Origin of the sequence: Kineothrix sp. MB12-C1, from assembly GCF_030863805.1 — a bacterium.
Taxonomy (GTDB): Bacteria; Bacillota; Clostridia; order Lachnospirales; family Lachnospiraceae; genus Kineothrix.
Genome location: NZ_CP132957.1, coordinates 1,158,721 through 1,184,979, shown reverse-complemented (window position 1 = coordinate 1,184,979; position 26,259 = coordinate 1,158,721). Strand labels below are relative to the sequence as shown.

The 26,259-nt window shown below is 42.3% G+C and carries 25 protein-coding genes and 1 riboswitch; of the genes, 20 read left to right on the top strand and 5 right to left on the bottom strand.

The genetic code is table 11. The features are described 5' to 3' along the window. The first annotated feature begins 22 nt into the window (after positions 1 to 22). Together RBB56_RS05530 and RBB56_RS05525 are read left to right on the top strand one after the other, a co-directional pair. The gene (locus RBB56_RS05530; RefSeq protein ID WP_306721381.1) at positions 23 to 1,195 is read left to right on the top strand and encodes a hypothetical protein; all 1,173 of its coding nucleotides are present in this window, start codon (positions 23 to 25) and stop codon (positions 1,193 to 1,195) included. Beyond that, positions 1,192 to 2,595: an MBOAT family O-acyltransferase gene (locus tag RBB56_RS05525; protein WP_306721379.1), complete on the top strand. Its 1,404-nt coding sequence runs from the start codon at positions 1,192 to 1,194 to the stop codon at positions 2,593 to 2,595. Before RBB56_RS05530 ends, RBB56_RS05525 begins: the two co-directional genes overlap by 4 nt. An 87-nt stretch (positions 2,596 to 2,682) precedes the next feature. Here the strand turns inward: RBB56_RS05525 and buk are convergent, their stop codons facing one another. Both buk and ptb read right to left on the bottom strand, forming a co-directional pair. Continuing rightward, positions 2,683 to 3,750, bottom strand: coding sequence for a butyrate kinase (gene buk / locus RBB56_RS05520; protein ID WP_306721378.1), 1,068 nt, complete (start codon positions 3,748 to 3,750; stop codon positions 2,683 to 2,685). Between the two features lie 19 nt (positions 3,751 to 3,769). Beyond that, positions 3,770 to 4,681 carry a phosphate butyryltransferase gene (ptb, locus tag RBB56_RS05515; protein ID WP_306721376.1) on the bottom strand — a complete coding sequence of 304 codons (912 nt, stop codon included), beginning with the start codon at positions 4,679 to 4,681 and terminating at the stop codon, positions 3,770 to 3,772. Positions 4,682 to 4,901: 220 nt separating this feature from the next. Between ptb and RBB56_RS05510 the strand changes: the two genes are divergently transcribed. The 4 genes from RBB56_RS05510 (at position 4,902) to RBB56_RS05495 (ending at position 10,440) form a co-directional block, all read left to right on the top strand. After that, positions 4,902 to 5,912, top strand: a complete 1,011-nt coding sequence (locus RBB56_RS05510; RefSeq protein WP_306721375.1) for a glycoside hydrolase family 18 protein — start codon at positions 4,902 to 4,904, stop codon at positions 5,910 to 5,912. Between the two features lie 276 nt (positions 5,913 to 6,188). Next, on the top strand, positions 6,189 to 8,753 hold the full coding sequence (gene secA, locus RBB56_RS05505) for a preprotein translocase subunit SecA (protein ID WP_306721374.1): 2,565 nt from the start codon (positions 6,189 to 6,191) through the stop codon (positions 8,751 to 8,753). 37 nt (positions 8,754 to 8,790) lie between these two features. Continuing rightward, positions 8,791 to 9,907, top strand: a protein-coding gene (prfB, locus tag RBB56_RS05500) for a peptide chain release factor 2 (RefSeq protein ID WP_442905424.1) whose coding sequence is annotated in 2 segments (ribosomal slippage) — positions 8,791 to 8,865 and positions 8,867 to 9,907 — 1,116 coding nt in all. Because the reading frame shifts where the segments join, the coding sequence is not laid out codon by codon here. A gap of 212 nt (positions 9,908 to 10,119) precedes the next feature. Then, positions 10,120 to 10,440, top strand: a complete 321-nt coding sequence (locus RBB56_RS05495; protein WP_306721372.1) for a hypothetical protein — start codon at positions 10,120 to 10,122, stop codon at positions 10,438 to 10,440. Between the two features lie 78 nt (positions 10,441 to 10,518). On the opposite strand, the gene RBB56_RS05490 is transcribed toward RBB56_RS05495, so the two are convergent. The 3 genes from RBB56_RS05490 to RBB56_RS05480 all read right to left on the bottom strand — a co-directional run bounded on the left by RBB56_RS05490 (position 10,519) and on the right by RBB56_RS05480 (position 12,332). Next, positions 10,519 to 11,250, bottom strand: coding sequence for a DUF975 family protein (locus RBB56_RS05490; protein WP_306721371.1), 732 nt, complete (start codon positions 11,248 to 11,250; stop codon positions 10,519 to 10,521). 81 nt (positions 11,251 to 11,331) lie between these two features. Beyond that, positions 11,332 to 11,820 carry a hypothetical protein gene (locus tag RBB56_RS05485; protein ID WP_306721370.1) on the bottom strand — a complete coding sequence of 163 codons (489 nt, stop codon included), beginning with the start codon at positions 11,818 to 11,820 and terminating at the stop codon, positions 11,332 to 11,334. A gap of 38 nt (positions 11,821 to 11,858) precedes the next feature. Further along, positions 11,859 to 12,332: a hypothetical protein gene (locus RBB56_RS05480; protein ID WP_306721369.1), complete on the bottom strand. Its 474-nt coding sequence runs from the start codon at positions 12,330 to 12,332 to the stop codon at positions 11,859 to 11,861. Positions 12,333 to 12,508: 176 nt separating this feature from the next. On the opposite strand from RBB56_RS05480, the gene RBB56_RS05475 reads away from it, so the two are divergent. From RBB56_RS05475 to ispD, 14 genes are all read left to right on the top strand, one after another. Further along, a complete protein-coding gene (locus RBB56_RS05475) occupies positions 12,509 to 14,857 on the top strand; it encodes a Tex family protein (RefSeq protein ID WP_306721368.1) in 2,349 nt (782 codons plus the stop codon). Between the two features lie 113 nt (positions 14,858 to 14,970). Continuing rightward, positions 14,971 to 15,115, top strand: a riboswitch (FMN riboswitch). A 204-nt stretch (positions 15,116 to 15,319) separates the two neighbouring features. Next, the gene (locus RBB56_RS05470) at positions 15,320 to 16,084 is read left to right on the top strand and encodes an ECF transporter S component (protein WP_306721367.1); all 765 of its coding nucleotides are present in this window, start codon (positions 15,320 to 15,322) and stop codon (positions 16,082 to 16,084) included. A 285-nt stretch (positions 16,085 to 16,369) separates the two neighbouring features. Further along, entirely contained in the window at positions 16,370 to 17,077 is a 708-nt protein-coding gene (locus tag RBB56_RS05465) for an ABC transporter ATP-binding protein (protein ID WP_306721366.1), read from the top strand. A 69-nt stretch (positions 17,078 to 17,146) separates the two neighbouring features. Next, a complete protein-coding gene (locus RBB56_RS05460) occupies positions 17,147 to 18,709 on the top strand; it encodes an efflux RND transporter periplasmic adaptor subunit (RefSeq protein ID WP_306721365.1) in 1,563 nt (520 codons plus the stop codon). 13 nt (positions 18,710 to 18,722) lie between these two features. Next, the gene (locus RBB56_RS05455; RefSeq protein ID WP_306721364.1) at positions 18,723 to 19,940 is read left to right on the top strand and encodes an ABC transporter permease; all 1,218 of its coding nucleotides are present in this window, start codon (positions 18,723 to 18,725) and stop codon (positions 19,938 to 19,940) included. A 176-nt stretch (positions 19,941 to 20,116) separates the two neighbouring features. After that, on the top strand, positions 20,117 to 20,596 hold the full coding sequence (locus tag RBB56_RS05450) for a YcxB family protein (RefSeq protein ID WP_306721363.1): 480 nt from the start codon (positions 20,117 to 20,119) through the stop codon (positions 20,594 to 20,596). 17 nt (positions 20,597 to 20,613) lie between these two features. Beyond that, positions 20,614 to 21,051 carry a tRNA (adenosine(37)-N6)-threonylcarbamoyltransferase complex ATPase subunit type 1 TsaE gene (tsaE, locus tag RBB56_RS05445; RefSeq protein ID WP_306721362.1) on the top strand — a complete coding sequence of 146 codons (438 nt, stop codon included), beginning with the start codon at positions 20,614 to 20,616 and terminating at the stop codon, positions 21,049 to 21,051. Then, entirely contained in the window at positions 21,048 to 21,803 is a 756-nt protein-coding gene (gene tsaB, locus RBB56_RS05440) for a tRNA (adenosine(37)-N6)-threonylcarbamoyltransferase complex dimerization subunit type 1 TsaB (protein WP_306721361.1), read from the top strand. Before tsaE ends, tsaB begins: the two co-directional genes overlap by 4 nt. Beyond that, a complete protein-coding gene (rimI, locus tag RBB56_RS05435) occupies positions 21,772 to 22,206 on the top strand; it encodes a ribosomal protein S18-alanine N-acetyltransferase (RefSeq protein WP_306721359.1) in 435 nt (144 codons plus the stop codon). The genes tsaB and rimI overlap by 32 nt, the downstream gene beginning before the upstream one ends. A gap of 100 nt (positions 22,207 to 22,306) precedes the next feature. Next, positions 22,307 to 22,555, top strand: coding sequence for a hypothetical protein (locus tag RBB56_RS05430; protein ID WP_306721358.1), 249 nt, complete (start codon positions 22,307 to 22,309; stop codon positions 22,553 to 22,555). 53 nt (positions 22,556 to 22,608) lie between these two features. Then, positions 22,609 to 23,520: a ribonuclease Z gene (locus tag RBB56_RS05425; protein WP_306721357.1), complete on the top strand. Its 912-nt coding sequence runs from the start codon at positions 22,609 to 22,611 to the stop codon at positions 23,518 to 23,520. A gap of 55 nt (positions 23,521 to 23,575) precedes the next feature. Next, complete coding sequence (locus RBB56_RS05420; protein WP_306721356.1) at positions 23,576 to 24,166, top strand: DUF6715 family protein; 591 nt, start codon at positions 23,576 to 23,578, stop codon at positions 24,164 to 24,166. An 18-nt stretch (positions 24,167 to 24,184) separates the two neighbouring features. Beyond that, on the top strand, positions 24,185 to 25,228 hold the full coding sequence (tsaD, locus tag RBB56_RS05415) for a tRNA (adenosine(37)-N6)-threonylcarbamoyltransferase complex transferase subunit TsaD (RefSeq protein ID WP_306721355.1): 1,044 nt from the start codon (positions 24,185 to 24,187) through the stop codon (positions 25,226 to 25,228). Positions 25,229 to 25,423: 195 nt separating this feature from the next. Then, positions 25,424 to 26,146, top strand: coding sequence for a 2-C-methyl-D-erythritol 4-phosphate cytidylyltransferase (ispD, locus tag RBB56_RS05410; protein WP_306722098.1), 723 nt, complete (start codon positions 25,424 to 25,426; stop codon positions 26,144 to 26,146). The last annotated feature ends 113 nt before the right edge of the window (positions 26,147 to 26,259 follow it).

The following is a 26,259-nucleotide window of genomic DNA, read 5'->3' as shown; positions in this document are numbered from 1 at the left end:
TCAAATTTTTTGTATAAGCGGAATGATAATATTGTTGGGATTTGGTACCGCCTATTTTCTTGCGGAGCAAAGAACGATGAGTGGTGCGGAGGAATTGACCTCTTTTCCTGCATTCTCTTTTTCCGCTTATTTAGAAGGAGACTTTCAGGATTCATTTGAGCAGGCAGCAAAAGATCAGTTTATTCTATATGACAGATCAGTTGCATGGAATGCGGATTGGAATGCAAAAGTAAAAGGAGCGGGAAAACGTATTTCCTCTTTTTTGCGCGGAAAAGGATTGCGAGAGGAACTGGAGCCCTTCGGAAAGGTATACCGCATGTATGAGTCTGAGTGGCTGATGAATCTTCCCTATTCCTACGAGGAAGAAACAGAAGCTGCTTACCGGAAAAAAGCGGGTGAAATAAATGACTTTGCGAATGCACATCCAGATATGCAGGTATATGTGTATTATTGTACGAGAGCAGAGGATCTGAACTGGTTTGATGAAGTGGAGGGACTTAAAAGCTATCCATGGTATGAGCTTTTAAAAGGTTCCTTGCAGGATACCATACGCTTTGACCGGATGAAGTTCAGGGATTTTTCCGAGTATCAAAGCAGAATGTACCGTACGGACCATCATTGGAACCATATAGGAGCTGCTGTTGGGTATGCGGATATTTTACATATGATGAGTAAAGATTACGATATGGGAATGGCAAAAAGTATCTTAAAAGAGCAGGATTACGGAAATCTTTTGTGGATTGGAAGCAGGGCGCGTGAATGCGGAAGAAATGTCGAAAATGAGGATATGGATATTTTTACGGTAAATGAATACATACTTCCGCAGCACAGGACCTGGTTTGGAAATAAAGAACAGGATATCGGGCTGAAAAAATCGTATGATAACGGTGCCGTAAACAGAGAAATCGGCTTCGATCAATATTTAAACTATTTCGGCTTTGAAAGTGATGTAATTACGCTGCGCTATGACAGCGGAGAGCATAATCTTCTAATCATCGGGGATTCTTTTGCAAGAGTCATCAGGGAACCGCTTTCTTCCCATTTTAAAACAACGGTGTTTGTCAATTTTCGTATTTTGAAGCAAGTGGATTTAGAAAAAATATGTCAGGAAAATGAGATTGATACCGTATTGTTTATGGGACAGCAAGACGCATGGAGCGGTTATTTTTTAAATAAAGAGGAGGAAGTGAAATGACATTTTCAACAGTAACATTTGTTCTTTTCTTTCTTCCCGCCGTTCTTTTCCTGTATTTTCTTTGTCCGAAAAGATGGAAAGGGGCAAGGAACGGAATATTGCTTGCGGCATCCGTCTTTTTTTATGCATGGGGTGAACCGATAAATGTACTTTTAATTTTATTGTGCGTAGGACTGACCTGGATATTATCTAAATCGGTGGAACAACGGAAAAAATGGGCAGTGTTTTTATCCATTGCTGTAAATTTGCTTCCGCTTGCTGTTTTTAAATATGCGGACTTCTTCCTTGACAATGCGAACCGCATTCCGGGAATCCATATTCCGCTTTTAGGTTTGGCATTACCGGCAGGAATTTCATTTTATACCTTTCAGGTCATTACTTATATTGTAGATTTGTACAGGGAAAAGGTAAAACGTCAGAAGAACCTTGCGTATCTCACGCTTTACATTTTTTTCTTTCCGCAGCTGATTGCCGGACCGATTGTGCGTTACATCGATATTGAAGAGCAGATAGAAAACAGAACTTCCGATTGGAATGGATGTTTTGAAGGAATGAGACGTTTTATCATAGGACTTGCAAAGAAAATGCTTGTGGCAAACCAAGCAGGAATGGCGGCGGATGCTATTGGCGGTCTGGTTTCTCATGAGATTGGTATGGGACTTTCCTGGATATGGGTCTTTTCTTTTGGAGTACAGATATTATTTGACTTTTCGGGATATTCCGATATGGCAATCGGAATAGGACGTATTTTTGGCTTTCATTTTTTAGAGAATTTCGATAAACCGTATCATAGCACTTCCATAACCGAATTTTGGCGTAGATGGCATATTTCGCTTTCTTCTTTTTTCCGGGATTATGTTTATATTCCGCTCGGCGGAAGCAGAGTGGCAAAGGGGCGCCATATTTTCAACTTGTTTGTGGTATGGTTTTTGACCGGACTTTGGCACGGTGCTTACTGGAATTATGCATTTTGGGGAGTTTATTATTTTATTCTTTTGACCGGAGAAAAGTTTTTTTACGGAAAATATTTGGAAAAACTTCCGTATGTTGCAAAGCGTTTTTTAACGTTTTTGGCATATATGTTCGGGTGGGGAATTTTCCTTTTTGAAAGTAACAGTATGAAAGAAATTGCCTTGCATCTTTTGAAGTTTATCGGCATTACATTCGGAAGCGGAGGAATAACAGCATCGCAGCTTCAAATACAGGGAAATTTATTGATAGTAACAGCCGGACTGATGCTTGCAATGTTACCGAGACCGAAATGGATTAATGGTTTTCAAAAAAGAAAACCGGCACTTTATATGGCGGCGGAGGGGATATTGCTTTTGCTTTTAGCACTCGTTTCTATTATGACCATTGTAAGCGAGTCATTTAATCCGTTTATCTATTTCCGATTTTAGGAATCGGGGGAAATACTACCAGGGAAAAACAGTAAATTCTTATATTTATATAATAAAAAACGTTCGCATTGCGAACGTTTCTTTCTATTAGTATTCCATTACTTTTTCTTCGCCTGACATTACGCGCATAGCACCTTGAACAAGCGCAAGCAGCTCATCTTCACCGGGATAAATGGTAATAGGAGCGATGAAGCCGGCTCTCTCAGTAAGTCGATCGGTAACACCCTTGTTATAAGCGATACCGCCGGTAATGATGATTTGATCCACCTTGCCGTTTAGAACGCAGGCCATAGAACCGATATCCTTAGCAACCTGTAAGAGGAAAGCTTCGCGAATCAAAGATGCTTCTTTATCGCCTTTTGCGACAAGAGCTTCCACATCCCTCATATCGTTCGTACCCATATAGGCGTTGAAACCACCGCCGCCTACGATTTTCTTGTAGATTTCACTTTCCGTGTATTTGCCGGAGAAGCACATTTTAATGAGGGCACCGGAGGGGACCGCACCGGCTCTTTCCGGTGAGAAAGCACCATCTCCATCGAGAGCGTTGAAAATATCCACAACCTTTCCCTTCTCATGGGCACCTACGGAAACACCTCCTCCCATATGTACAACGATAAGATTCAAGGAATCATAAGGTTTACCGGTTTCCTTGGCATAGCGCTTCGCTACTGCCTTCTGATTCAACGCATGGAACACGCTGGTACGTGGAAGTTCGGGAACGCCTGAATATCTGGCGATAGGCATCATTTCATCTACGACTACAGGGTCTACAATATAAGAGGGAACATCGATGGTATCAGCAATCTCTCTTGCAAGAATACCGCCGAGATTGGACGCATGCTGTCCTTGTTTTCCGATTATCAGATCATGCAGAAGATCGTCGGTAACTGCATAGGTACCACTGGGAATCGGCTTTAACATACCACCGCGTCCTACGACAACATTTAAGGACTTCATGTCGAAATTTTTCTCATTCATTAAGTCGAGAATAATCTGCTTACGGAAGTCTTTTTGGTCTACGATGGAAGCATATTTGGAAATTTCTTCTGTGGAATGTCTGAGTGTTTCTTCGAACAGTAAGGTTTCGTCTTCAAATACACCAATTTTAGTGGAGGTTGAGCCGGGATTGATAATTAAACTTTTGATTGACATAACCAAGTCTCCTTTTCGTTTATTTTAGAGAATCTGCAACAATTGCGCCAAGAGCAAGGGAATTTACTTTTACTTCCATGGAGTCGGAACGAGAGGTCAGGATAACAGGTGCCTTTGTTCCTGTCAGGATATTGCCGTTTTTCAAGTTAGCGGTATGAACCATAGCCTTATATACCAGGTTACCCGCATGGATATCGGGGAAAAGAAGGATATCCGCATCGCCTTGGATAAGACGATCGGTAGCTCCTTTATGTTTTGCAGCCTCTGCATCGATGGCAAGATCCAGAGAAAGAGGACCATCCACGATACAACCGGTGATTTTACCATCCTTATTCATTTGGGTTAATTCAGCAGCCTCTACGGTTGCGGGCATTTTAGGATTTACTACTTCTACAGCAGCAAGAGGGGCCACCTTCGGACATTCGATACCGCAAGCTGTTGTAATTTCCAATGTATTGTTAATAATATTTGCCTTATCTTCCAGAGTCGGATAAGGAATGAAAGCAACGTCAGTCAGGAATAAGAGATGATCGATTCCCTCCACGTCGAAAACACATACGTGAGATAATGGTTTGCCCGTTCTGAGTCCGACTTCTTTGTCAAGAACGCTTTTTAAGAAGTTCTTCGTATCGATCAGGCCTTTCATGTACATATCCGCTTCGCCGTCATGTACGAGCTTAACGGCAGTAAGGGCAGCCTCCATATCATCCGCTACATGCACGAGAGTAAAATCGTTAATATCAATGCCTGCGTTTGCGGCCACTTCCTTAATCTTTGTTTCATCACCAACTAAGATAGCGTCTGCGATCTTTCTGTCCTTAGCCGTTCTTACCGCCTCTAAAACGGCAGAATCCTGCGCCACAGCGACGGATACTTTTTTCATAGGAATGTCGTTTAATCTGGAGATTAATTCATTAAATGTTCTACTCATTTGTTCACACCTCATATGATCGTTAGTTATTTATTCAAAACCGATTGTTAAAATAATAACACTTCTGATGGATAAGGTCAAGGAGTGGAAATAGAATTTGTATGTGTGTTAAGGCATGTAGATGGGAACAAGAATGCAAAAAGTGACAAGATTATACATTGACTTCGGTGCTATTTCCGATAAAATGTGGGGTAACTGAAAGAAAGGGAAGGTAATTGAAATGAGAGAGAGAAAATTAATCGGTTATTGCTTTACAGATACGTTGGGGAAGATGAAAAAAGAGGATATAGAGGCGCTGGACGGTGTCAATATTGCCTTTGGTCTGATTAAGAACGGGGAAGCTTACTGGAAGGAAAAGACCGGTAAGCAGGATATTGCGAGAATGAGGCAGATGAACCCGGATATTAAGGTGATGCTGTCCATTGGGGGCTGGGAAGCGGATGGCTTCTCACAGGCAGCAGAAACGAAGGAAGGAAGAGAGCTGTTCGCAGCATCAGCAGTTAAACTGGCGGAAGAATACGGCTTCGATGGGATCGATATTGACTGGGAATATCCTTGCTCCGATAAAGCCGGAATTCGTGCCATCCCGGAAGATAAGGAGAATTTCACCCTGCTTTTACAGGAACTTCGTGATCACTTGAACCGAATGGAAGGTTATCGGACTCTTTCGATTGCAGCAGGAGCGCTTAAGTCCTATGTGGAAAATACTCATATGAAAGAAGTGAGCGAGCTTCTCGACTACGTTCAGCTTATGACCTATGACCTTTATGGAGGATGGGATGTGGTGAGCGGTCATCATGCCGGCTTATACGCGCCCGAGTCAGGAGGAGTATGCAGTCATGAGGCGGTTGAATTCTTCGCTGAGGCAGGGGTACCTTATGAAAAGATGGTGATGGGTGCCGCTTTTTACAGCCGTGGATGGATCGGAGTGAAAGAAGCGAAGGCAGGAAGTCCGGTAAGTGGCAGTGGAGATATTTATTCCTACAGCGAGATATGTCATCTTCTTGAGACCGGAAAGAAGAAATTCGAGAAATTGTGGGATGATAAAGCGAAGGCAGCCTATTTGTATAACGGTTCTGATTTTGTTTCCTATGAAGATGAACGTGCTCTGGAATATAAAGCGGAATATGTACAGGATAAGAATATGTATGGAATGATGTATTGGGAATATGGCTTAGATAAGACCTTTACCTTGACTCGCTTCTTGCGCAAATGTCTGGATAAGAAATAAAAGTCATAATACTCATATATAAGAAAAATAGTTAAGAATATTAATAAAATTTATAAAGTATTAACAGATGCAAATTTATAAAGTATTAACAGATGCAGTAGTTGAATATAAGCTATAAATCTGTTACAATAAACAGTGGATTTTTTTGTATAAGATGATACTAGGGTCAAAAGGTCATGCGTTTCATGCTTGCATGAAACAATATGACTTTGGGACCCTAACATCATAATATTAAGGTGCCCTGTTTTGAGTGCCGGATGATATGGGAGTTTGACTATGAATATTGTTAATAAGGTTTTTGGAACTCACAGTGAGAGGGAATTAAGAAGAGTAGAAGGCATTGCGGATGTTATCGAGAATCTAAGACCCTCCATGAAGGAGCTGTCCGATGAGCAGTTGAGGGACAAGACAAAAGAGTACAAAAAACGTTTACAGGATGGAGAGACGTTAGATGACCTTCTGCCGGAGGCTTTTGCTACCATTAGAGAAGCTGCAAAAAGAGTGCTTAACATGGAACATTACCGCGTACAGCTTATCGGCGGTATTATTCTGCATCAGGGACGTATTGCCGAGATGAAAACAGGAGAAGGTAAGACGCTCGTTTCTACTTTGCCTGCTTATTTGGAGGCTCTGGCAGGAAAAGGTGTGCACGTAGTAACGGTTAACGATTACTTGGCGAAGCGAGATGCTGAGTGGATGGGACAAGTGCACGAATTCCTTGGACTGAAGGTGGGTGTTGTACTGAACGATATGAAGCCGGAAGAACGCAGAGAGGCATATAACTGCGATATTACGTATGTGACTAATAATGAACTCGGCTTTGATTATTTAAGAGATAATATGGTTATTTATAAAGAACAGCTCGTACTTCGCGATTTGCATTATGCGATTATCGATGAGGTGGACTCTGTACTTGTAGATGAGGCGAGAACTCCTCTTATCATTTCAGGACAGAGCGGTAAATCCACGAAGCTGTATGAGGCTTGTGATGTTCTTGCCAGGCAGTTAAAGCGAGGCGAGGATATGGCTGAGCTTACCAAGATGGATGCCATCATGGGAATAGAGCGGGAAGAAACAGGCGATTTCATCGTGAATGAGAAAGATAAAGTGGTGAACTTAACCGCAGAAGGCGTTGCTAAAGTAGAACGCTTCTTCCAGATTGAGAACTTGGCTGACCCGGATAATCTGGAGATTCAGCACAATATCAATTTGGCTCTTCGTGCGCATAATCTTATGTTCCGCGATCAAGACTATGTGGTAAAGGATGATCAGGTATTGATCGTCGATGAATTCACCGGACGTATTATGCCGGGACGCCGTTATTCCGATGGACTGCATCAGGCGATTGAAGCCAAAGAGCATGTGAAGGTGAAGAGAGAGAGTAAGACGCTTGCAACTATTACTTTCCAGAACTTCTTCAATAAATTCGAGAAGAAGGCAGGCATGACAGGTACGGCATTGACTGAGGAGAAGGAATTCCGCGATATTTATGGGATGGACGTTATTGAGATTCCTACGAATAGGCCTGTTGTCAGAAAAGACTTGCAGGATGCTGTATATAAGACGAGAAAAGAAAAGCTCCATGCCATTGTAGAGGCGGTAGCGGCAGCTCATGAAAAGGGACAGCCTGTCTTAGTTGGTACAATTACGATTGAAGCATCGGAGGAACTTAGTAAGATGCTGACAAAGCGCGGCATTTCCCATAAAGTATTGAATGCGAAGTTCCACGAACTGGAAGCAGAGATCGTTGCGGATGCCGGAATGCATGGTGCAGTAACGATTGCCACGAATATGGCAGGGCGTGGTACGGATATTAAGCTGGACGATGAAGCGAAAGCGGCAGGAGGACTTAAGATTATCGGTACTGAGCGCCATGAGTCGAGACGTATCGACAATCAGTTACGTGGACGTTCCGGCCGTCAGGGAGATCCGGGTGAATCCAAGTTCTATATTTCCCTGGAAGATGAGTTGATGCGTCTGTTCGGCTCTGAGCGGTTGATCAGCATGTTCAATACATTGGGTATTCCGGAGAATCAGGAAATCGAGCATAAATCTTTGACAAAGGCGATTGAATCCGCACAGAAGAAGATAGAGAACAATAACTATGGAATTCGGAAGAACCTATTAGAATATGATCAGGTGATGAACGAGCAGCGCGAGATTATCTATGAAGAGCGCCGACAGGTACTCAGCGGACAGAGCATGAGAGATGCTATCTTTAAGATGATAACTGATATTGCGGAAAATGCGGTAGATACGAGTATCAGTGATGATTCCGATATCGATGATTGGAACTTTACAGAATTGAATACATTGTTACTTCCTATTATACCTCTTCGTCCTATTAATACGGGACGTGTGTTGAAACCGAAGAAGAACAGCCTAAAGCAGCAGCTAAAGGAAGAAGCGGTGAAATTATACGAAAGTAAAGAAGCGGAATTCCCCAATCCGGAGGCGATTCGTGAAATCGAGCGTGTAATTCTTCTTAAAGTTATTGATAGAAAGTGGATGGATCATATCGATGATATGGATCAACTTCGTCAGGGCGTAGGACTTCAAGCTTATGGACAGAGAGATCCGCTTGTGGAATACAAATTAAGCGGTTATGAAATGTTCGATGAAATGGCGCAGAATATTAAGGAAGAAACCGTCCGCCTCCTGTTCCATGTAAGAATTGAGCAGAAGGTCGAGAGAGAACAGGTAGCGAAGGTAACAGGAACAAATAAGGATGACAGCTTGCCAAAAGGACCTGTTAAGCGTGAGGTGGCGAAGGTATACCCCAATGATCCCTGCCCTTGCGGAAGCGGTAAGAAATATAAGCAGTGCCATGGTCGTAAATAGTTAGTGCAGGAAAAAAAGAAAGTGTGGTGAACGTTAAGTGGTAGAATTAGATTCTATGAAAACAGAATTGCAGACATATGAAAGTCCGCTTGCGGAAGTGAGGGATTCACTTTGACTTAGATCATAAGCAAAGGAGAATCGAAGAATTAGAAAGAGAAATGGAGGCTCCCGCTTTCTGGGATGAACCTGATGTTTCCAATAAGAAAATGAAGGAACTGAAAAGTCTGAAAGATGTCGTAGATACGATAAACGGACTGAGAAGCCAATACGAAGATATCGAGACGTTAATCGAGATGGGTTATGAAGAAGCGGATCCTGAGATGGCAGCGGAGATTCGAACGGAGTTGGATGCTTTTATCGACACCTTTGAGGCGATTCGTATCAGTACCCTTCTTTCCGGAGAATATGATAAGAATAATGCGATCCTTAAGCTGAACGCGGGAGCGGGCGGTACGGAGAGTTGTGATTGGTGCGGTATGCTTTACCGCATGTACACGAGATGGGCGGAACGTAAGGGCTTTAGCATCGATGTACTCGACTACTTGGACGGAGATGAAGCGGGAATCAAATCTGTGACATTTCAGGTCAATGGTGAGAACGCTTATGGTTACTTGAAGTCGGAGAAAGGCGTACATCGTCTCGTTCGTATTTCACCTTTTAATGCGCAGGGAAAACGGCAGACTTCTTTTGTGTCTTTGGATGTTATGCCTGATATCGAAGATGATATGGATATTGAGATTAACGATGATGATTTACGTATCGATACCTATCGAAGCAGTGGTGCGGGCGGTCAGCACATTAACAAGACCTCTTCAGCCATTCGTATTACGCATCTTCCTACCGGTATTGTGGTGCAGTGTCAGAATGAGCGTTCTCAGTTCCAGAATAAGGACAAGGCGATGCAGATGCTGAAAGCTAAGCTATATATGCTTAAGCAGGAAGAAAATGAACAGAAGCTTTCCGGCATCCGTGGAGAGGTGAAGGAAATCGGCTGGGGCAATCAGATTCGTTCTTACGTACTGCAGCCGTACACGATGGTGAAGGATCATCGGACGGAAGCGGAATCCGGCAATGCGGATGCAGTCTTGGATGGTGGGTTGGATGTATTTATTAATGCCTACTTGAAATGGATTACTACTAACAGAACAAAATAAATATATAAATGCATAAATAAAAAGGTTGCCCATGAAGGCAACCTTTTAGATTGTAGACAAAACGGTTCGCGATGTTATATTCGTGAACCGTTTTATTAATATATTCCTCATTTATCCACTGTTTTTTCACTTGAGAAAGTTGTCGAAAATTGTGGTTTTATAGGAGCAAAAAAAATAGTTCACATATTATATTATTGAAAGGAGGTGATTTTATGCTAAGTAAGGAAAAAATTAAAAGACAGTTCGAAGAAAAAACAGAAGAAGAATCATTAAAAATACTGGCTGAACAATATAATATATCTTGGACGAATCGGTCAACATCAGGTAAACTTTGGTTTGCTGAAGTTTTCACTTATTGTTCTAACAGCCAATTAGAAGAGCAATTGAATAATTTTTTGTGGTTCATTAATTTTATAGTTGTCCCCATCACAAATTCTTGCTTCAATGAAGAGGCTACGGTCTTTTTAGGATGCACCTGTCCTTGTGGTCATAAACAGACAGTCCTTTATTTTACACTCTCTCCTAATGTTTAGTAAGTCACAGGGGGCAGGTTACTTACCTGTCCCTTTCTAAATTATGCGCCCGGCGGGCGCACATTCTTGTATCATATACTAATTTCTTTGCGAAGGGGATTGGTTTTTTACCAAATCCATATAGAAGTTTGCCATAGTGGCATTCATATATGGAATAATCCATAAAAAAGCGATACAGCAAGAGAGAATGCCTAATAAGAACAATGGAATAAAGCTAAGTTCTATGTAAAACAGGCGGCCTTTATGCCCTTTCATCATATGCCGGCTCATTTTCAGAAGTTCTTTCGTCTGGTATTCGGGAAAGTCCTGAAGTAAATAAAAAGCCTGGGAAAATAAAAGGCTTACAAAAATCAAAATTGCCGTTCCTATAACGAAGGAAATGGACATAAAGAGCATATAGAATACATTCCCACCATTGAAGTATAGCCACTGGAATATAAGTGCAGGTACGGTGCATAAGTAAGATGCAGCGGTGAGCACGAGCTGGATGAGCAACGCCTTATCAGGATGCAGGCGGAAACCGAAGAAGATATCAGAGACGGAAACCGGCTGTCCGCAGGCAATCTTCAAATAGAAGAAAGCGAGCCCCGATGAAAAGATTCCGGTGAATAGGCTGATAATAAAAGAAACCATATAATAAATAATCCGATAAATAATGGAACCTTGAGGAATCATAAAGGCTGGAATGGATGCCATAAAGAGGGTAATAGCAGTCGTGGCTAAAAAGGCGCCTACCGCAGTGGAATATTTTCCGAATAGCTGCTCTTTTGCCATAGCTTTCAGCTCGGCAGAAGATTTGTAGTGGTTCATAGGTTCAGTCTCCAATTCTAAGTCTTATAAGTAGCAGTTCGGTCAGCGCATTAAATGCCCGGACCTAATAAATAGTTAGTACTATACCGCAAGGTTCACGTTCATTCCCTGGTATTTCATGGCATCGGCTTTTTTTAAATCCTGCTGATATGGATTGTCTTCATTGTAATATTTGATCTGCGTGGCGGTAGTTCCGCCCGACACATAGCTGCGCCCGCATTCAGGACAGACATCGGTATGTATGGATACGGTGGCCGAAAGCACCTTACCATTATTGAGCGACGCATCTTTATAAGCATTGGATACATGCTCTTGCTCATGAGAGCGTACGGCAGCAGAAGCTGAATTAGGTGAAATATGGGTGGCAGCTTTAAAGGATACCATTTCGTCGGAACCATCCTTATATTTTCTATTGCTGCAAGTCTCACACTCGGCCGGGGAAGATTCGCGGCCGGGAGATTTGATATTCGACGCGCCGGAATTCAAAGTGATGCCGGTCGTGTTGTCGATGCTGTATTGACTTATTCCATAGATGCCGGAGGAAGCTCCCGCAAATTGAATACCCGTCATAACGTAATCTCCTCCTTTACATAATTCCGCTCTAAATATTAATTAGTAATACCTTCAATAAAATTTTCAACGATATCTTCTAAGGAATCACCGAAAATCTCCTCCGAGGGAATGCCATAGGCTTGTTCATATATCTTGTCATACCTTTTAGCAGTATCGGTCAGAATCTGCGGATTCGAAAGGATGAGAAGAACGGAACTGGTAATAATACCCAAAGTGATCACTATGCCGACAATGCCGCAGATAAGCCCGGCCTTAGCATATTTCACTAGCTTGGCAGCCTGTCCTTTTGATAACAGAGCGAATAAAATAGCCAGGCTTCCAAAGATAAAAGGAAAATATATTGTCATCATAATTGCGGTGATAATGGCAATCATGCCGAGCATCATGGAAGCATTAGCCAGACTGCTTCCGGGTGTCTTTACCGGCGGTCTATAGGAATACCCCTGAGGGTTGTGATTGTAAGAATTATTGTTATTGCCAAAGTCCATATGAATAACCATGCCTTTCATATAAAATGTTACTGTTCACAGCTTTGCTGCGTCCAGCAACAGAATGTACACAAAATCTTCAAAATATATATGTATTTATTGTATCACTTAATAAATGATAATACAATCTTGAAAATACCTCACCTTATCATCTATAATAGGGATTAGTTACTATATATTACAGAACGGAGCAGGATATGGATATTATTATAAAATTGAAAGAAGAGCTTAACGTAGAAAAATGGCAGGTGGAAGCTGCTGTCAAATTAATTGATGAGGGAAACACCATTCCTTTTATATCCAGATACCGTAAAGAGGTAACAGGATCCTTGAATGATGAAGTGCTGCGTGATTTGCATGAGAGACTTATTTATCTCCGTAATCTGGAAGAGAAGAAAGAACAAGTGATCGGAAGCATAGAAGAACAGGGCAAGTTGACGGAGGAATTAAGGGAGAAGATTCTTGCAGCGCAGACCCTTGTTGTAGTGGAAGATTTGTACCGTCCTTACCGTCCGAAGAGGAAGACGAGAGCGAGCATCGCTAAGGAAAAAGGCCTGGAGGGACTGGCATTGTGGATATGGAAGCAGGAAGGCGAAACTTCTTTAGAAGAGGAAGCTGCGAAATACGTAAGCGAAGAAAAGGAAGTAAACTCTGTTCCTGAGGCAATACAGGGAGCCAAGGATATTATTGCGGAAAGCATTTCCGATGAAGCGGACTATCGTATTTATATTCGTGATATTACAATGGAAGAAGGTAAGATTACGAGCATAGCCAAGGACGAGAAGGCTGAAAGCGTATTTGAAATGTATTACGATTATGAAGAACCCTTGAAAAAGGTAGCGGGTCATCGTGTGCTCGCTTTAAATCGCGGGGAAAGTGAGAAAATACTCACTGTAAAAGTGGTTGCGCCCGAGGAGCGCATCTTGCAGTTTCTGGCGAAAAAGACGATTACCTCCGATAATGAGGTGACGGAACCGGTGCTAAGAGATGTAATCGAAGACAGCTACCGCCGGCTGATTGCACCGGCAATTGAAAGAGAGATACGCAATGAATTGACGGAAAAGGCTGAAGATGGAGCAATTTCTGTATTTGGCAAGAACTTAGAACAGCTTCTTATGCAGCCTCCTATTGCAGGAAAGGTAGTTCTTGGCTGGGACCCTGCATTCCGTACCGGATGTAAACTGGCAGTAGTGGATGAGACGGGAAAAGTATTGGCAACGAAGGTCATATACCCTACAGCGCCTCAGAATAAGGTGGAGGAAGCGAAGAGGGAGCTTAAGAAAATCATCAAAACTTACGGGGTATCTTTAATTTCGGTAGGAAACGGCACTGCTTCCAGAGAGTCGGAGCAGATTATCGTGGAGCTGATTAAGGAATTGGATGTGCCTGTGCAATATATTATCGTAAATGAAGCAGGTGCTTCTGTTTATTCCGCGAGCAAGCTCGCTACAGAAGAATTCCCCAACTTCGATGTGGGACAAAGAAGTGCGGCCTCTATTGCGAGAAGATTACAAGATCCGTTGGCAGAATTGGTAAAAATTGACCCCAAGTCTATCGGAGTAGGGCAGTATCAGCATGATATGAATCAGAAGAAACTGAGCGGTGCCTTAAGCGGTGTGGTAGAGGACTGCGTGAACCGCGTAGGTGTTGATTTGAATACAGCCTCCGCATCCTTACTGGAATATATATCGGGAATTACGAAAGTAATTGCGAAGAATATCGTAGATTATCGTGAAAACAACGGACGCTTTACCAATAGAAAGCAGCTTTTAAAGGTGGCTAAGCTGGGGCCGAAGGCCTTCGAACAATGTGCCGGTTTCATGCGTATTCCAGATGGTGAAAATCCTTTAGATGCAACGAGCGTTCATCCGGAATCCTATGAAGCAGCATTAAAGCTGTTGGACAAGCTGGGACTTACAATGGGTGATATAAAGGAAGCCCAAAAGAAAGCAGCATCTGAAAAGGGAAAAGTAAAAAAGGAAGTAAAGCAGGAAAGGCAGCCTAAGCAGAAGAAGGTAGTGATTCGTAATACGGATACTGCGATGGGCAAAGCGCTGGCAGCGGCTATGGGTACTTCTACAGTGTTGAAAGAGTCTGAAAAGGTAGTCGGCTTAGCGGCGCAAGAAAGTGGTACGGCCGTTAGTTCTTTAGAAAGAAAAGTGAAGGATAAAAATAAATTAGCACAGGAACTAGGCATTGGAGAAATTACGCTGACTGATATTTTGAAAGAATTGGAAAAGCCGGCCAGAGATCCTCGCGATAATATGCCCGCTCCTATCTTAAGAGATGATGTTCTGGAAATGAAGGACTTAAAGCCCGGTATGGTCCTAAAGGGAACCGTGAGAAATGTTATCGACTTCGGAGCTTTTGTAGATATCGGAGTACATCAGGACGGACTCGTGCATATATCCCAGATTACCGACCGATTCATCAAGCATCCCTTAGAAGCAGTGAGCGTAGGCGATATTGTGGATGTACAGGTACTTGCGGTGGAAGTACCGAAGAAAAGAATTTCCCTCACAATGAAAATCAAAAAAGAGAAGTAGAAATGGATTTTCATACGTAACAGTGAGGGAACTGAATTTACAAGAATAGAGAAGGAAGTTCTTGACAAAAATATATGATAGTCATATTATGATAAAGGAACAAGTAAAAAGAGAAAATTCTTCGGGGTTGGGTGAAACGGAGCAATTCGTCATTCCCTACCGGCGGTAAAAGTCCGCGACCCGTTTTGCATTATGTAAAGCGGTTGATTTGGTGCAATTCCAAAACCGACAGTAAAGTCTGGATGAGAGAAGAAATGTAAGAAGCATGTCGGCAGCAAGTCCTTAGAGAGGATGGCAGCAGGGCGGTGTATATTACAGATTATTACCCCGAATCGTTATGGTTCGGGGTTTTTTGGCGCTTATTCTCAATGTGGAATAAATGGCTGGAAGAATTTTCCGTAAAACTCGGTGCGCAGACCTGCTGAATAGTTACGAAAGCGTACCAATTTTAGGAGGAAGAAAATGAATGAATTAATGCAAGCTGTAACTGAAAACCTGATTTTTGTAGCAGAATTTCTCGGTATTGTAGCTGTTATGTTTGCGGTGGCCTACATCTTTGAGAAACGAGCAATGAAGAAAAAAGAAGAGAAAGAGCGTATTTTTTCTACTCGTAAGGTAGCGATGATAGGTATGTTCTCTGCAATTGCAGTTATTCTGATGTTGTTGGAAATCCCTGTCTTTTTTGCTCCAGGCTTTTATAAGTTGGATCTTAGTGAGATTCCTGCTCTGATAGGAGCATTCGCCTTTGGACCGATAGCAGGCGTGACGATAGAATTTTGTAAAATTCTCCTGGAACTTCTGTTAAGAGGAACGACGACTGCCTTTGTAGGAGAATTGGCTAATTTCATTATCGGGTGTAGCTTCCTTCTTCCTGCTTCTATTATCTATATGAGCAAGAAATCCAAAAAGATGGCATTGATTGGTTCAGTAACAGGAACGCTTTGTATGACTGTATTCGGTACGGCTTTTAATGCGATCTATCTGCTTCCGAAATTCGCTCAGCTATATGGAATGCCACTGGATACTATTGTAGGAATGGGAACCGCCATCAATCCTGCTATTAATAGTGTGACGACTCTCGTTATATTCGCAGTGGCTCCCCTCAACATCTTGAAAGGTGGAGTTGTATCTTCGGTGACGGTGTTAGTTTATAAGAAGCTAAGCCCTATTTTAAAAGAAGGACATAAAAAAAGAGACATAAGAAAGGCAGTAAGTACAGAAAATTAAAATAATGAATAGTTATAAAATAAATGAATTGTGAAAGTTTTATACACAATCCATACAGATTTTGAAGAAAAATCCCCTGCCATTGCGTTATAATAAGTGAGACGGCAGGGATTTTTTTATGAATATTTATAGAATCTTAATATTATCGGTATAGAATTGTTGAAAATATCATTTATAATAAGTGTGAAAGAAATAACGAATTATTATTGACAAATAGTAGGAAATACATTACTGTATTAGAGGAGTAATACAGTAATACAAAATGCATTTTTAGGAGGGTAATAAATGAGTGCATTAGTTGATATCCGGGATATGTGTAAGATATATAACCCCGGAGAAAATGAGGTAAGGGCACTGGATCATGTGAATCTGACCATTAATGAGAATGAATTCGTGGCCATTATCGGACAGTCGGGCTCCGGTAAATCCACATTGATGAATATGTTAGGGTGCCTTGATATTCCGACGAGCGGCACTTATTTTCTCCATGATCAGGATGTGTCGCATCTAAGTGACGATGAACTTTCCGATATTAGAAATAAGGAAATCGGATTTATCTTTCAGGGATTTAATCTTATACAGAACTTGACGGCCATTGAGAATGTGGAATTGCCATTGATTTACAGAGGTATTTCGAAGAAAGAACGAATCAGGCTATCGGAAACGGCTTTGGGCAAGGTAGGACTTGAGAATCGTAAGACTCATAAACCTTCCGAAATGTCCGGCGGACAGCAGCAAAGGGTTGCTATAGCGAGAGCTATCGCCCAGGCGCCGCCTGTAATTCTTGCCGATGAACCGACTGGTAATCTGGACTCTGCATCCAGCAAGGAGATTATGTCGATTCTGAAAGAACTTCACAAGGAAGGGCGTACAGTTATCCTAATTACTCATGATAATAGCATTGCTTCACAGGCTAAACGGGTAATTAAGATTATGGATGGAGTGATCGTTCACGATTCAGCGAACGAAGCAGTAAGTGAGACAGATCAATAAGAACAAATGTAACTGTTCAGCAGGTCTGCGCATTTACTGTGCTGACCGTAAGAATATATGGAAAGATAAATGAAAATCGGTAGAGAGGAAGAGATGATGAGTTTGGAAGAAAATAAGGGATTGATGAGTTCGCAGGAAAACAAGGAGCTGAGCAAAAAGGAAGCAAAGGAATTGAAAAAGGAACAAAAGAGATTGGAAAAGGCAGAAAAGAAGCAAAATAAGACAAAAATGGAGCCGGCCAAAAAGAAGAAGATAATCAGAAGGAGTATTTTGGGCGGTGTTGCAGGAGTAATTATCCTTTTTATTCTTATATCGAGCATTTCAGCGGCGAATGCAAAGCCTATCGTATATACCGCACAAGTTACGAGAGGTGATATCGAGCAAACGTTAAGTACCAGTGGTACAGTGACGGCCGGAGAAGTGAAGACCTATTTCGCACCAGTTAGTGTAAAGATTGGGAAGGTCGGTGTGACAGCCGGCGAAACGGTATCCAAGGGGGAAGCAGTGATTACATATGAAGAGGCTGCTCTCGCGGATGAAAAGAAAACAGCAGAATTGAAACTCAAGGCCAATGACGGAAATTTAAATAATTATATGCAGAAGAACAATGAAAGTCTTGGAGATTTGGGTGAAGCAAGAGTGAATCTTGAAGTGTTGGAGCAACAGATTACCGATATCGATAATTATATTAAAGAGTTGCAGCGTAAAGTGGATGATAAGAAAGCCGCTTTGGCCTATGAAGGATCCTTGCTTCAGATATCTATTATCGATTGGTCCGATAAGATGGATTCGGATGAATATGAAAATCTGCAGAAATTAGCAGAACTTAATCGATATGAACAGACTAACAATGCAGAAATCCGCGCATGGCAGGATGAAATTTCCAAATATACGGAGATGCTTAATAACTGTAAGGAATATAAAGCTGAAATGAAATCTCAGAAATCCTCCTCAGAAAATACGAAGCTGACTGCAGGCGGAAAAGATGAAGTGGAAGCAAACGCAGAAATGCAAAATATCAGTATGCAGAGAACGCTGGATTCCATTATAGAAGTGGAAGGCGGAGTATTGGCTGAGTTCAGCGGTGTCGTAACAGAAATGAATGTGGTAGAGGGAGAAACTCCGGTAGTCGGTTCTACGTTATTTAAGCTGGAAAGTACGGAAGATGTAAAAGTAACGATACCGGTTACGAAGTATGATTTGGAGAAGCTGTCCATAGGACAGAAAGCGGTCGTTACGATAGCGGGCAATAAGTATGATGGTGAAGTGAGCAAAATTGATAAGATGGCAACGAAGAACCAAAGCGGTGCAGCAGTTGTCAATGCGGATATTAAAATATTAAATCCTGATGAAAGTATTTTCCTCGGTGTGGAAGCGAAGATTGCGATTCATACTGCAAAGGCGCAGCAGGTTCTGCTGGCTCCGGGCAATGCGGTGAATACCGATGTGGAGGGTGAATTTGTATATGTGATTGAGAATGGACTTGTAATAAGAAAGGCGGTACAGACAGGGATTTCCTCCGGCATGAATGTAGAGATTACAGAGGGGCTTGCAGAAGGTGACGAGATCGTAACAGAGACGACTCCCGGAATGACGGAAGGAATGGCAGTAACAGCAATACCGGAACAATAAAAGGAGAGCGGAAATGACACAGATATGGGAATATGTTAAGATTGCTCTTATGAGTATTAAGAGTAATAAAGGCCGCTCCTTCCTTACGATGCTCGGCATTATCATAGGAATATCTTCAGTTATTATGGTTATGGCTATCGGAAATGGTGTGCGCGGACAGATCAATGATGAGTTGGATGGCCTGGGAGGCGGGCAGGTCTATATTTATGTGGATAGTTCAAGAAAAGATACGACAGTCACGTTCGTACAGGATGACTTCGATCTGATCATGAGCGAGGTGAAACATGTGAAAGCGGTGACTCCAAGCTATAATGCGTGGGGAACGGGATACGGTCCTAAGGGGAATTTCGATGCCCAAGTTTCAGGTGGTAATGAAGGAATGGTTCATGCGGTATCCGATCCCATCATAAAAGGAAAGTACTTTTCTGCGGGAGATGCAGAGAGCGGCAATAAGGTGTGTGTTATCTCGGAGAGTAGTGCGGTTTCTCTTTTTGGAACGACGGATGTGATAGGAATGGACTTTGAAGTGACACTATATGGTATCACACAGGAACTTACAATTGTCGGAATCAGGCAGGATAATGCCTCTGCTTTGGTCAATATGATGATGGGAGAGGAATATCTTCAGATAGAGACTCCGCTTAATGTTCTGGGTTATCATTACGGTTTTTGGGTAGAAGACTTTGACGGTGTCTATATCATGGCAGAGTCTGCGGAGTATTCAGCAACGGTAGCGAAGGAAGCGGTGAGTCTTTTAGAGAATAAGTATGGTGTGCGGGGGGATGGTCAGATTCAAGTACAGAGCTTTGCGGATATGAGTGCGCAGTTTGACAGTATCTTAGGTATAGTTACCTTGTTTGTTTCTTTCGTAGCGGCTATCTCACTTTTGGTAGGCGGTATCGGTGTTATGAATATTATGCTCGTATCGGTAACGGAGCGTACGAGGGAAATCGGTATCAGAAAGGCATTGGGAGCGCGAACGGGCTCTATTCTGCTGCAGTTCCTCTCAGAAGCGGCAATTATCACACTGTTAGGCGGTATCATCGGTATTATATTTGGAATACTGGGAGCGAATCTGGTATGTGCGATAGCAGGGATTACTGCGAGAACACAGATTTCCACCATAATCGGAGCGACGATATTCTCCTCGGCAGTAGGTATTTTCTTCGGTATTTATCCTGCGAAGAAAGCGGCGAAGCTAAGTCCTATCGAGGCGTTGCGGCACGAGTAACGCATGATATAAAGCTTGCACTTTAAGCGATTTTCGGTATAATAAAAGAATAAATGGTAAGGCACCTGCCATTGCAGGTGCCTTTATTCTTTAATAGGAAAGTACTCCTATTAAAGAACCGATTGATGCGCAGCTACGCGCGCGGAATAAAAGCCCTTCAGGAAAGGAAAAAAGTTGTGGAACTTGAATTTGATGTGGAAATTACTTCGGGAATTTTATATGATTATATGCTGCGTCATACCTATTACAGCATGTCCGGCTTGATTGGTACGATTGTGGGAGCCCTAATGGTGGTATGGTTTTTTGCCGGAGGAGGAATTATTTTTCTTATAGCAGGGGTCATTATCCTCTTTTATCTTCCGTGGACTCTTTTCCTGAGATCCAGGCAACAGATACTCAGCAATCCTGCTTTTAAGAAACCGCTTCACTATAAGATGACGGATGAGGGCATAGAGGTTTCCCAGGGAGAGGAAGCACAGACACAAGGTTGGGAGCATATGCATAAGGCAGTTTCCACAAGCAGAAGCATTATTGTATATACTTCCCCGGTGAATGCATCTATTTTTCCGAGAAAAGACTTGGGAGAGATGTTGCCTAAGGTAATTGAGGTGATTTCTACTCATATGCCGCCGGCTAAGGTGAAGATTCGTTATTAGATGAGAGGACAAACGTGATGACAGTAGATTCTTTTAGTGCGAAGGAAACATTTGAACTGGGAGAAAAAATAGGTAAAGAAGCTGAGCCCGGCGATGTGTACACCTTAATCGGGGACTTGGGGGTCGGTAAGACTGTTTTTACCCAGGGCGTGGCAAAAGGACTTGGAATCATAGAGCCAATCAATAGCCCGACATTTACGATTCTCCAGGTTTATGAAGAGGGGAGGCTTCCTTTTTATCACTTCGATGTATATCGCATCGGTGATGTGGAGGAGATGGAGGAAATTGGCTACGAAGATTGTATCTATGGAAATGGGGTATGCTTTATTGAATGGGCTAACCTTATTGAGGAAATCTTGCCTGTGCACTATAGGGAGATAACAATAGCGAAGGATTTAGGCAAGGGGATGGATTATCGAAGAATTACAATAGAAGAGATAGAGAGAGAAGTATGAAAATAATAGCGTTAGACAGTTCAGGGCTTGTAGCCTCCGTAGCAATTGTGGAGGATGACAATCTGATTGCAGGATATGATATTCAATATAAAAAGACGCATTCGCAGACTCTTTTGCCCATGTTGGAAGAAATAAGGAAGATGGTGGATCTTGATATGAGCACCGTAGATGCAATTGCTTTGGCAGCGGGGCCGGGATCTTTCACCGGGCTTCGAATAGGCTCGGCGACGGCCAAGGGATTAGGTCTTGCTCTTAATATACCTCTTATTGAGATTCCTACCTTAGAGGGATTGGCTTACAATGCATATGGAGCGAAAGGGTATGTTTGCCCCATTATGGATGCCAGAAGGGGGCAAGTCTATACGGGTATTTATGAATTTGTAAGAAGTGAAGAATTAGAAAATGACGGTTATCTGTTAAATATAGTGGAGCCGCAATGCGCAGTAGATATTGAAGAAATTGCCAGGAAGCTGAATGACTTGGGAAATGAAGTCCTATTCTTAGGAGATGGAGTTTCAGTATTTGCAGGAAAACTTGCAGAAGAGATGAAAGTTCCTTATCATTTTGCGCCTGCACACATGAATAGACAACGAGCGGCATCTTTGGCAGCTCTCGGTATCAGGTATTATAAGGAAGGAAATTACGTGGAGGCGAAAGAACACGCGCCAATCTATCTTCGACTTTCCCAGGCAGAGCGAGAAAAGAAGGAAAAGGAAGCGCATGATAACCATAAGACGAATGATGCAGGCTGATGTTGACAGAGCGGCTGAAATAGAAAAAGATAATTTTTCAATGCCATGGACGAAGAAGGATTTCCAAGAGACTTTACAGCTTTCCTATGCTTTTTATTATATAGCGGAGGAGGAAGGTAAAATCATAGGTATCTGCGGGCTTAGAAATATTGCGGGTGAAGGGGAAGTTACTAATGTGGCAGTAGATAGGTCGTTTCGTCGCAGAGGAGTAGCGAAGCTTCTCCTTGCAGAAGTATTAAGAGAAGGAAAGAAGCAGGGAATCGAAGCTTTTACTTTGGAGGTTCGGGCAGGAAACGAAGCTGCTATCCGTTTATATGAGACATTTGGATTTCAAAAAGATGGATTTCGAAAAAATTTTTATGAAAATCCAACAGAAGATGCTTTAATTATGTGGAAAAGATAGGAAGCATGCGAAACAATTACCACTATTTTTGCTCAGTAAATTTGTGTATAATGACAGATATAACACGATACCTTTAGTACATCTTTGGGAGGATGAGACTATGCGTAAATATCTGGATAAAAAGAAGGCGGAGCTTGTATCCGTTCATTGTAATTGCTGTAAAAAAGAATTATTGGTTGAAAATGGAATTTTAAAAGAAGGTTGCTTGGAAGTAAATACCTCTTTTGGATATTTCAGTAATAAAGACGGACAAAGCCACCGCTTTGATCTGTGTGAAAAATGCTATGATGAGATGATTGCCAAGTTCGAAATACCGGTAGAAGATACAGAACTTACCGAGTATCTGTAGAAGGCTGCCAAAGAGCTCCGTTTTCGGACAAGGTCATCGGGAATGGAGTATTCATGTTAGATGTTTGTTTATTAGGAACAGGGGGGATGATGCCGCTTCCGTACAGGTGGCTAACTTCTTTGATGGTACGGTACAATGGAAAGAGTATATTAATTGACTGTGGAGAGGGAACGCAGATAGCGATGAAGGAAAAGGGTTGGAGCCCAAAGCCTATCGATGTTATCTGCTTTACCCACTACCATGCGGATCATATTAGCGGACTGCCCGGCATGCTTCTCACTATGGGAAATGCAGAACGGACAGAGCCGCTTCTTTTAGTGGGACCGAAAGGTTTAACAAGGGTGGTATCGGCACTTAGGGTGATTGCACCGGAGCTGCCTTTTGAGATTGAGTTCATGGAACTTACCGATCAGGAAGAACGTATCGATTTCGACGGATTTCGACTGGAAGCTTTTCGCGTTAATCATAATGTGGTATGCTATGGATATAACATAGTGGTGGAACGTGCAGGGAAATTTCAGCTCGAGAAGGCACAGGCGCTTGCAATCGATAGGAAATATTGGGGGCGTTTGCAAAAGGGGGAGACTGTGGAGATTGAGGGAAATACCTACACTCCTGAAATGGTGCTTGGTTCGAAGAGAAAAGGGCTGAAAGTCACCTATTGTACAGATACAAGACCTACGGAAAGTATTGTCCGGAATGCGCAAGAGGCAGATCTTTTCATCTGTGAAGGGATGTATGGAGAGTCGGATAAAAAGCAAAAAGCGAAGGAATATAAGCATATGACTTTTTATGAGGCGGCGGAGCTTGCGAAAAAGGCGAAAGTAAGTCAAATGTGGCTGACACATTTTAGTCCGTCTCTTATACGTGCGGAGGATTATATGGACGCGGTAAGGAAGATTTTCCCCAGGTCCGTAGCGGGCAAAGATGGAAAGACGATAGAGCTGATGTTTGAGGAAGAGTAATAGATTAGCCGAAGGTGATCAGTTATGAGGAAGCGTAGATAAGGGGGGGCAGTATATGGCACAGGCAGGAAAAGGGAAAGAATCGGGAAGTACAGCTAAATTAGTAATTATTGGAGTGATTTTAGCTGCTCTTTTGGTAGGCTTTTATTATTATGTATCCAATAAAGGGAAAGAAGCAAAGGAAGAAGAGGTAGGAAAGGTTACAAAGACGCAGCAGATACTGCAGTATAATTTCGATCAGAAGTATCCTCCTTCTCCTAAGGAAGTAGTTAAGTATTACAGTGAGATTACGCAATGTTTTTATAATGAAGATAATTCACAAGAGGATATTGAGGCGCTGGCTAATCAAATTCAGAAGTTATACGATGAAGAACTAATTGCCAATCAGGGCGATAATTATCTGGATAACTTAAAAGATGATATCTACAATATGAAGGAAAGCCAACTTGTTATTTCCAGTTATTCCACTTCTGCAAGTACGGATGTAGAGTATTATACGAAGGACGATTATGAGTGGGCGAGCCTATATTGTGTATACAGTATGAGACAGGGGACAACTATGCTTAACAGCAGTGAAAAGTTTTTGCTTAGAAAAGATGCGCAAGGCCACTGGAAAATATATGGATGGACCTTGGTGAACGAATAGACAAAGGACAGTTTGATAATGGGTAATTATAATAAAAGCAATGAGGATATACTCGTACTTGCAATTGAAAGTTCTTGTGATGAGACGGCGGCTTCCGTTGTCAAAAACGGAAGAGAAGTTCTATCTAACGTTATCTACTCTCAGATATCACTCCATACCGTATATGGCGGAGTGGTACCTGAAATTGCTTCCAGAAAGCATATTGAGAAGATCAATCAAGTAATTGAGCAGGCGCTTAGTGAGGCGGGAGTCCGGTTAAATGATATCGATGCCATAGCTGTTACTTATGGCCCGGGTTTGGTTGGGGCACTTCTTGTAGGAGTATCCGCGGCAAAAGCGATTAGCTTCGCTACCGGTATACCTCTGATAGGGGTGCATCATATTGAAGGGCATATTTGTGCTAACTTTATAGAAAATAAAGGGCTAGAGCCTCCATTTATCTGTCTGGTCGTATCGGGTGGACATTCTCATCTGGTTGTGGTGAAAGATTATGGTGAATATGAAATTATCGGGCGTACGAGAGATGATGCGGCGGGTGAAGCTTTCGATAAAGTAGCGCGCGCTATTGGACTGGGTTATCCGGGTGGTCCCAAAATCGATAAAGTTTCTAAAGAAGGTAATCCGGATGCGATACGCTTTCCGCGGGCTAAAGTGGAAGGTTCCGAATATGACTTCAGCTTCAGCGGTTTGAAGTCTGCAGTATTGAATTATTTAAATTCCTGCGAAATGAAAGGAGAAAAAGTTAATACGGCTGATGTAGCAGCTTCCTTCCAGAAAGCAGTAGTAGATGTGTTGGTAGATCATTCTCTCGATGCTGTAAAACAATATGGCTTCGACCGATTCGCAATAGCCGGAGGGGTGGCCTCCAATGGTTCCTTGCGTAGAGTTTTGGAAGAGGAATGTCAAAAAAGAGGGATTTCATTTTATTCTCCATCCCCCATATTCTGTACCGACAATGCAGCAATGATAGGTGTAGCAGGCTATTATGAATATAAAAAAGGTGTACGGCATGGTTTTGACTTGAATGCGGTACCGAATTTGAAGTTGGGAGAACGGATTTAGAGCTGCTGAATGGTAAAGATGTAACTATTTAGCAGGTCTGCGCATTTACTGCGCTGACCGTAAAAACACGTGGAAAGATAAGTGAAAATCCCATCACCGAAGGTGATTTTAATGGATTTTCCCAAAGCAATCCTTGCTTTAGTAATAGTGAGGAAACCGAACTATTACATAACGGATTTAGAAAGGCGTGCGGAAATGAAAATGAAATGTACGGCGATTGTGCTCGCTGCAGGGAAGGGCAAACGGATGAACAGCGATGTGCCGAAACAATATCTTTTCCTGGAGGATAAGCCGGTACTTTATTATTCCTTGCAGGTATTCCAGGATAGCTTTATAGATGAAATCGTATTGGTGACGTCAGAGAGTGATGTGGAATACTGTAGAAACAAAATTGTAGAAAAATACGGGTTTGACAAAGTACATAGCATAGTAGCAGGCGGGAAGGAGCGGTATCATTCTGTTTTTGCCGGTATTATGGCGGCAGGAGAATGTGATTATATCTTTATCCATGATGGGGCGAGACCTTTTGTAACAGCGCAGATTTTACAACGGGCGTATGAATGTGTTATACAGCATGGTGCATGCGTGGTGGGAATGCCTTCAAAGGATACGGTTAAGCTTGCGAATGAGGATGGCTTCGCATCTCTGACACCGGATAGAGATCTGGTATGGATGATACAGACACCTCAAGTATTTTCATTTTCCTTAATCAAGAGAGCGTATATGTCTCTAATTGAGGAAGAAGAGGCGTTAGTGAGCAGGGGAATAAAGATTACCGATGATGCGATGGTGGTAGAAACCTTTACGGATAAGAAGGTGAAGCTAGTAGAGGGGCGCTATGAAAATATAAAAATCACAACACCGGAAGATTTGAAAATTGCAGTAACTTTTTTGGGAAAAGACGATAATTCCCGCTAATTACAGGCTTTGCGTCTAAAAGAAAAAGTGATTAGAAAAGAAATTAAAAAAAGTTGTAAAAAAATGTTGACACCTTACCACTTTTTTGCTAGAATCAATTTTGCGCTGCTGAG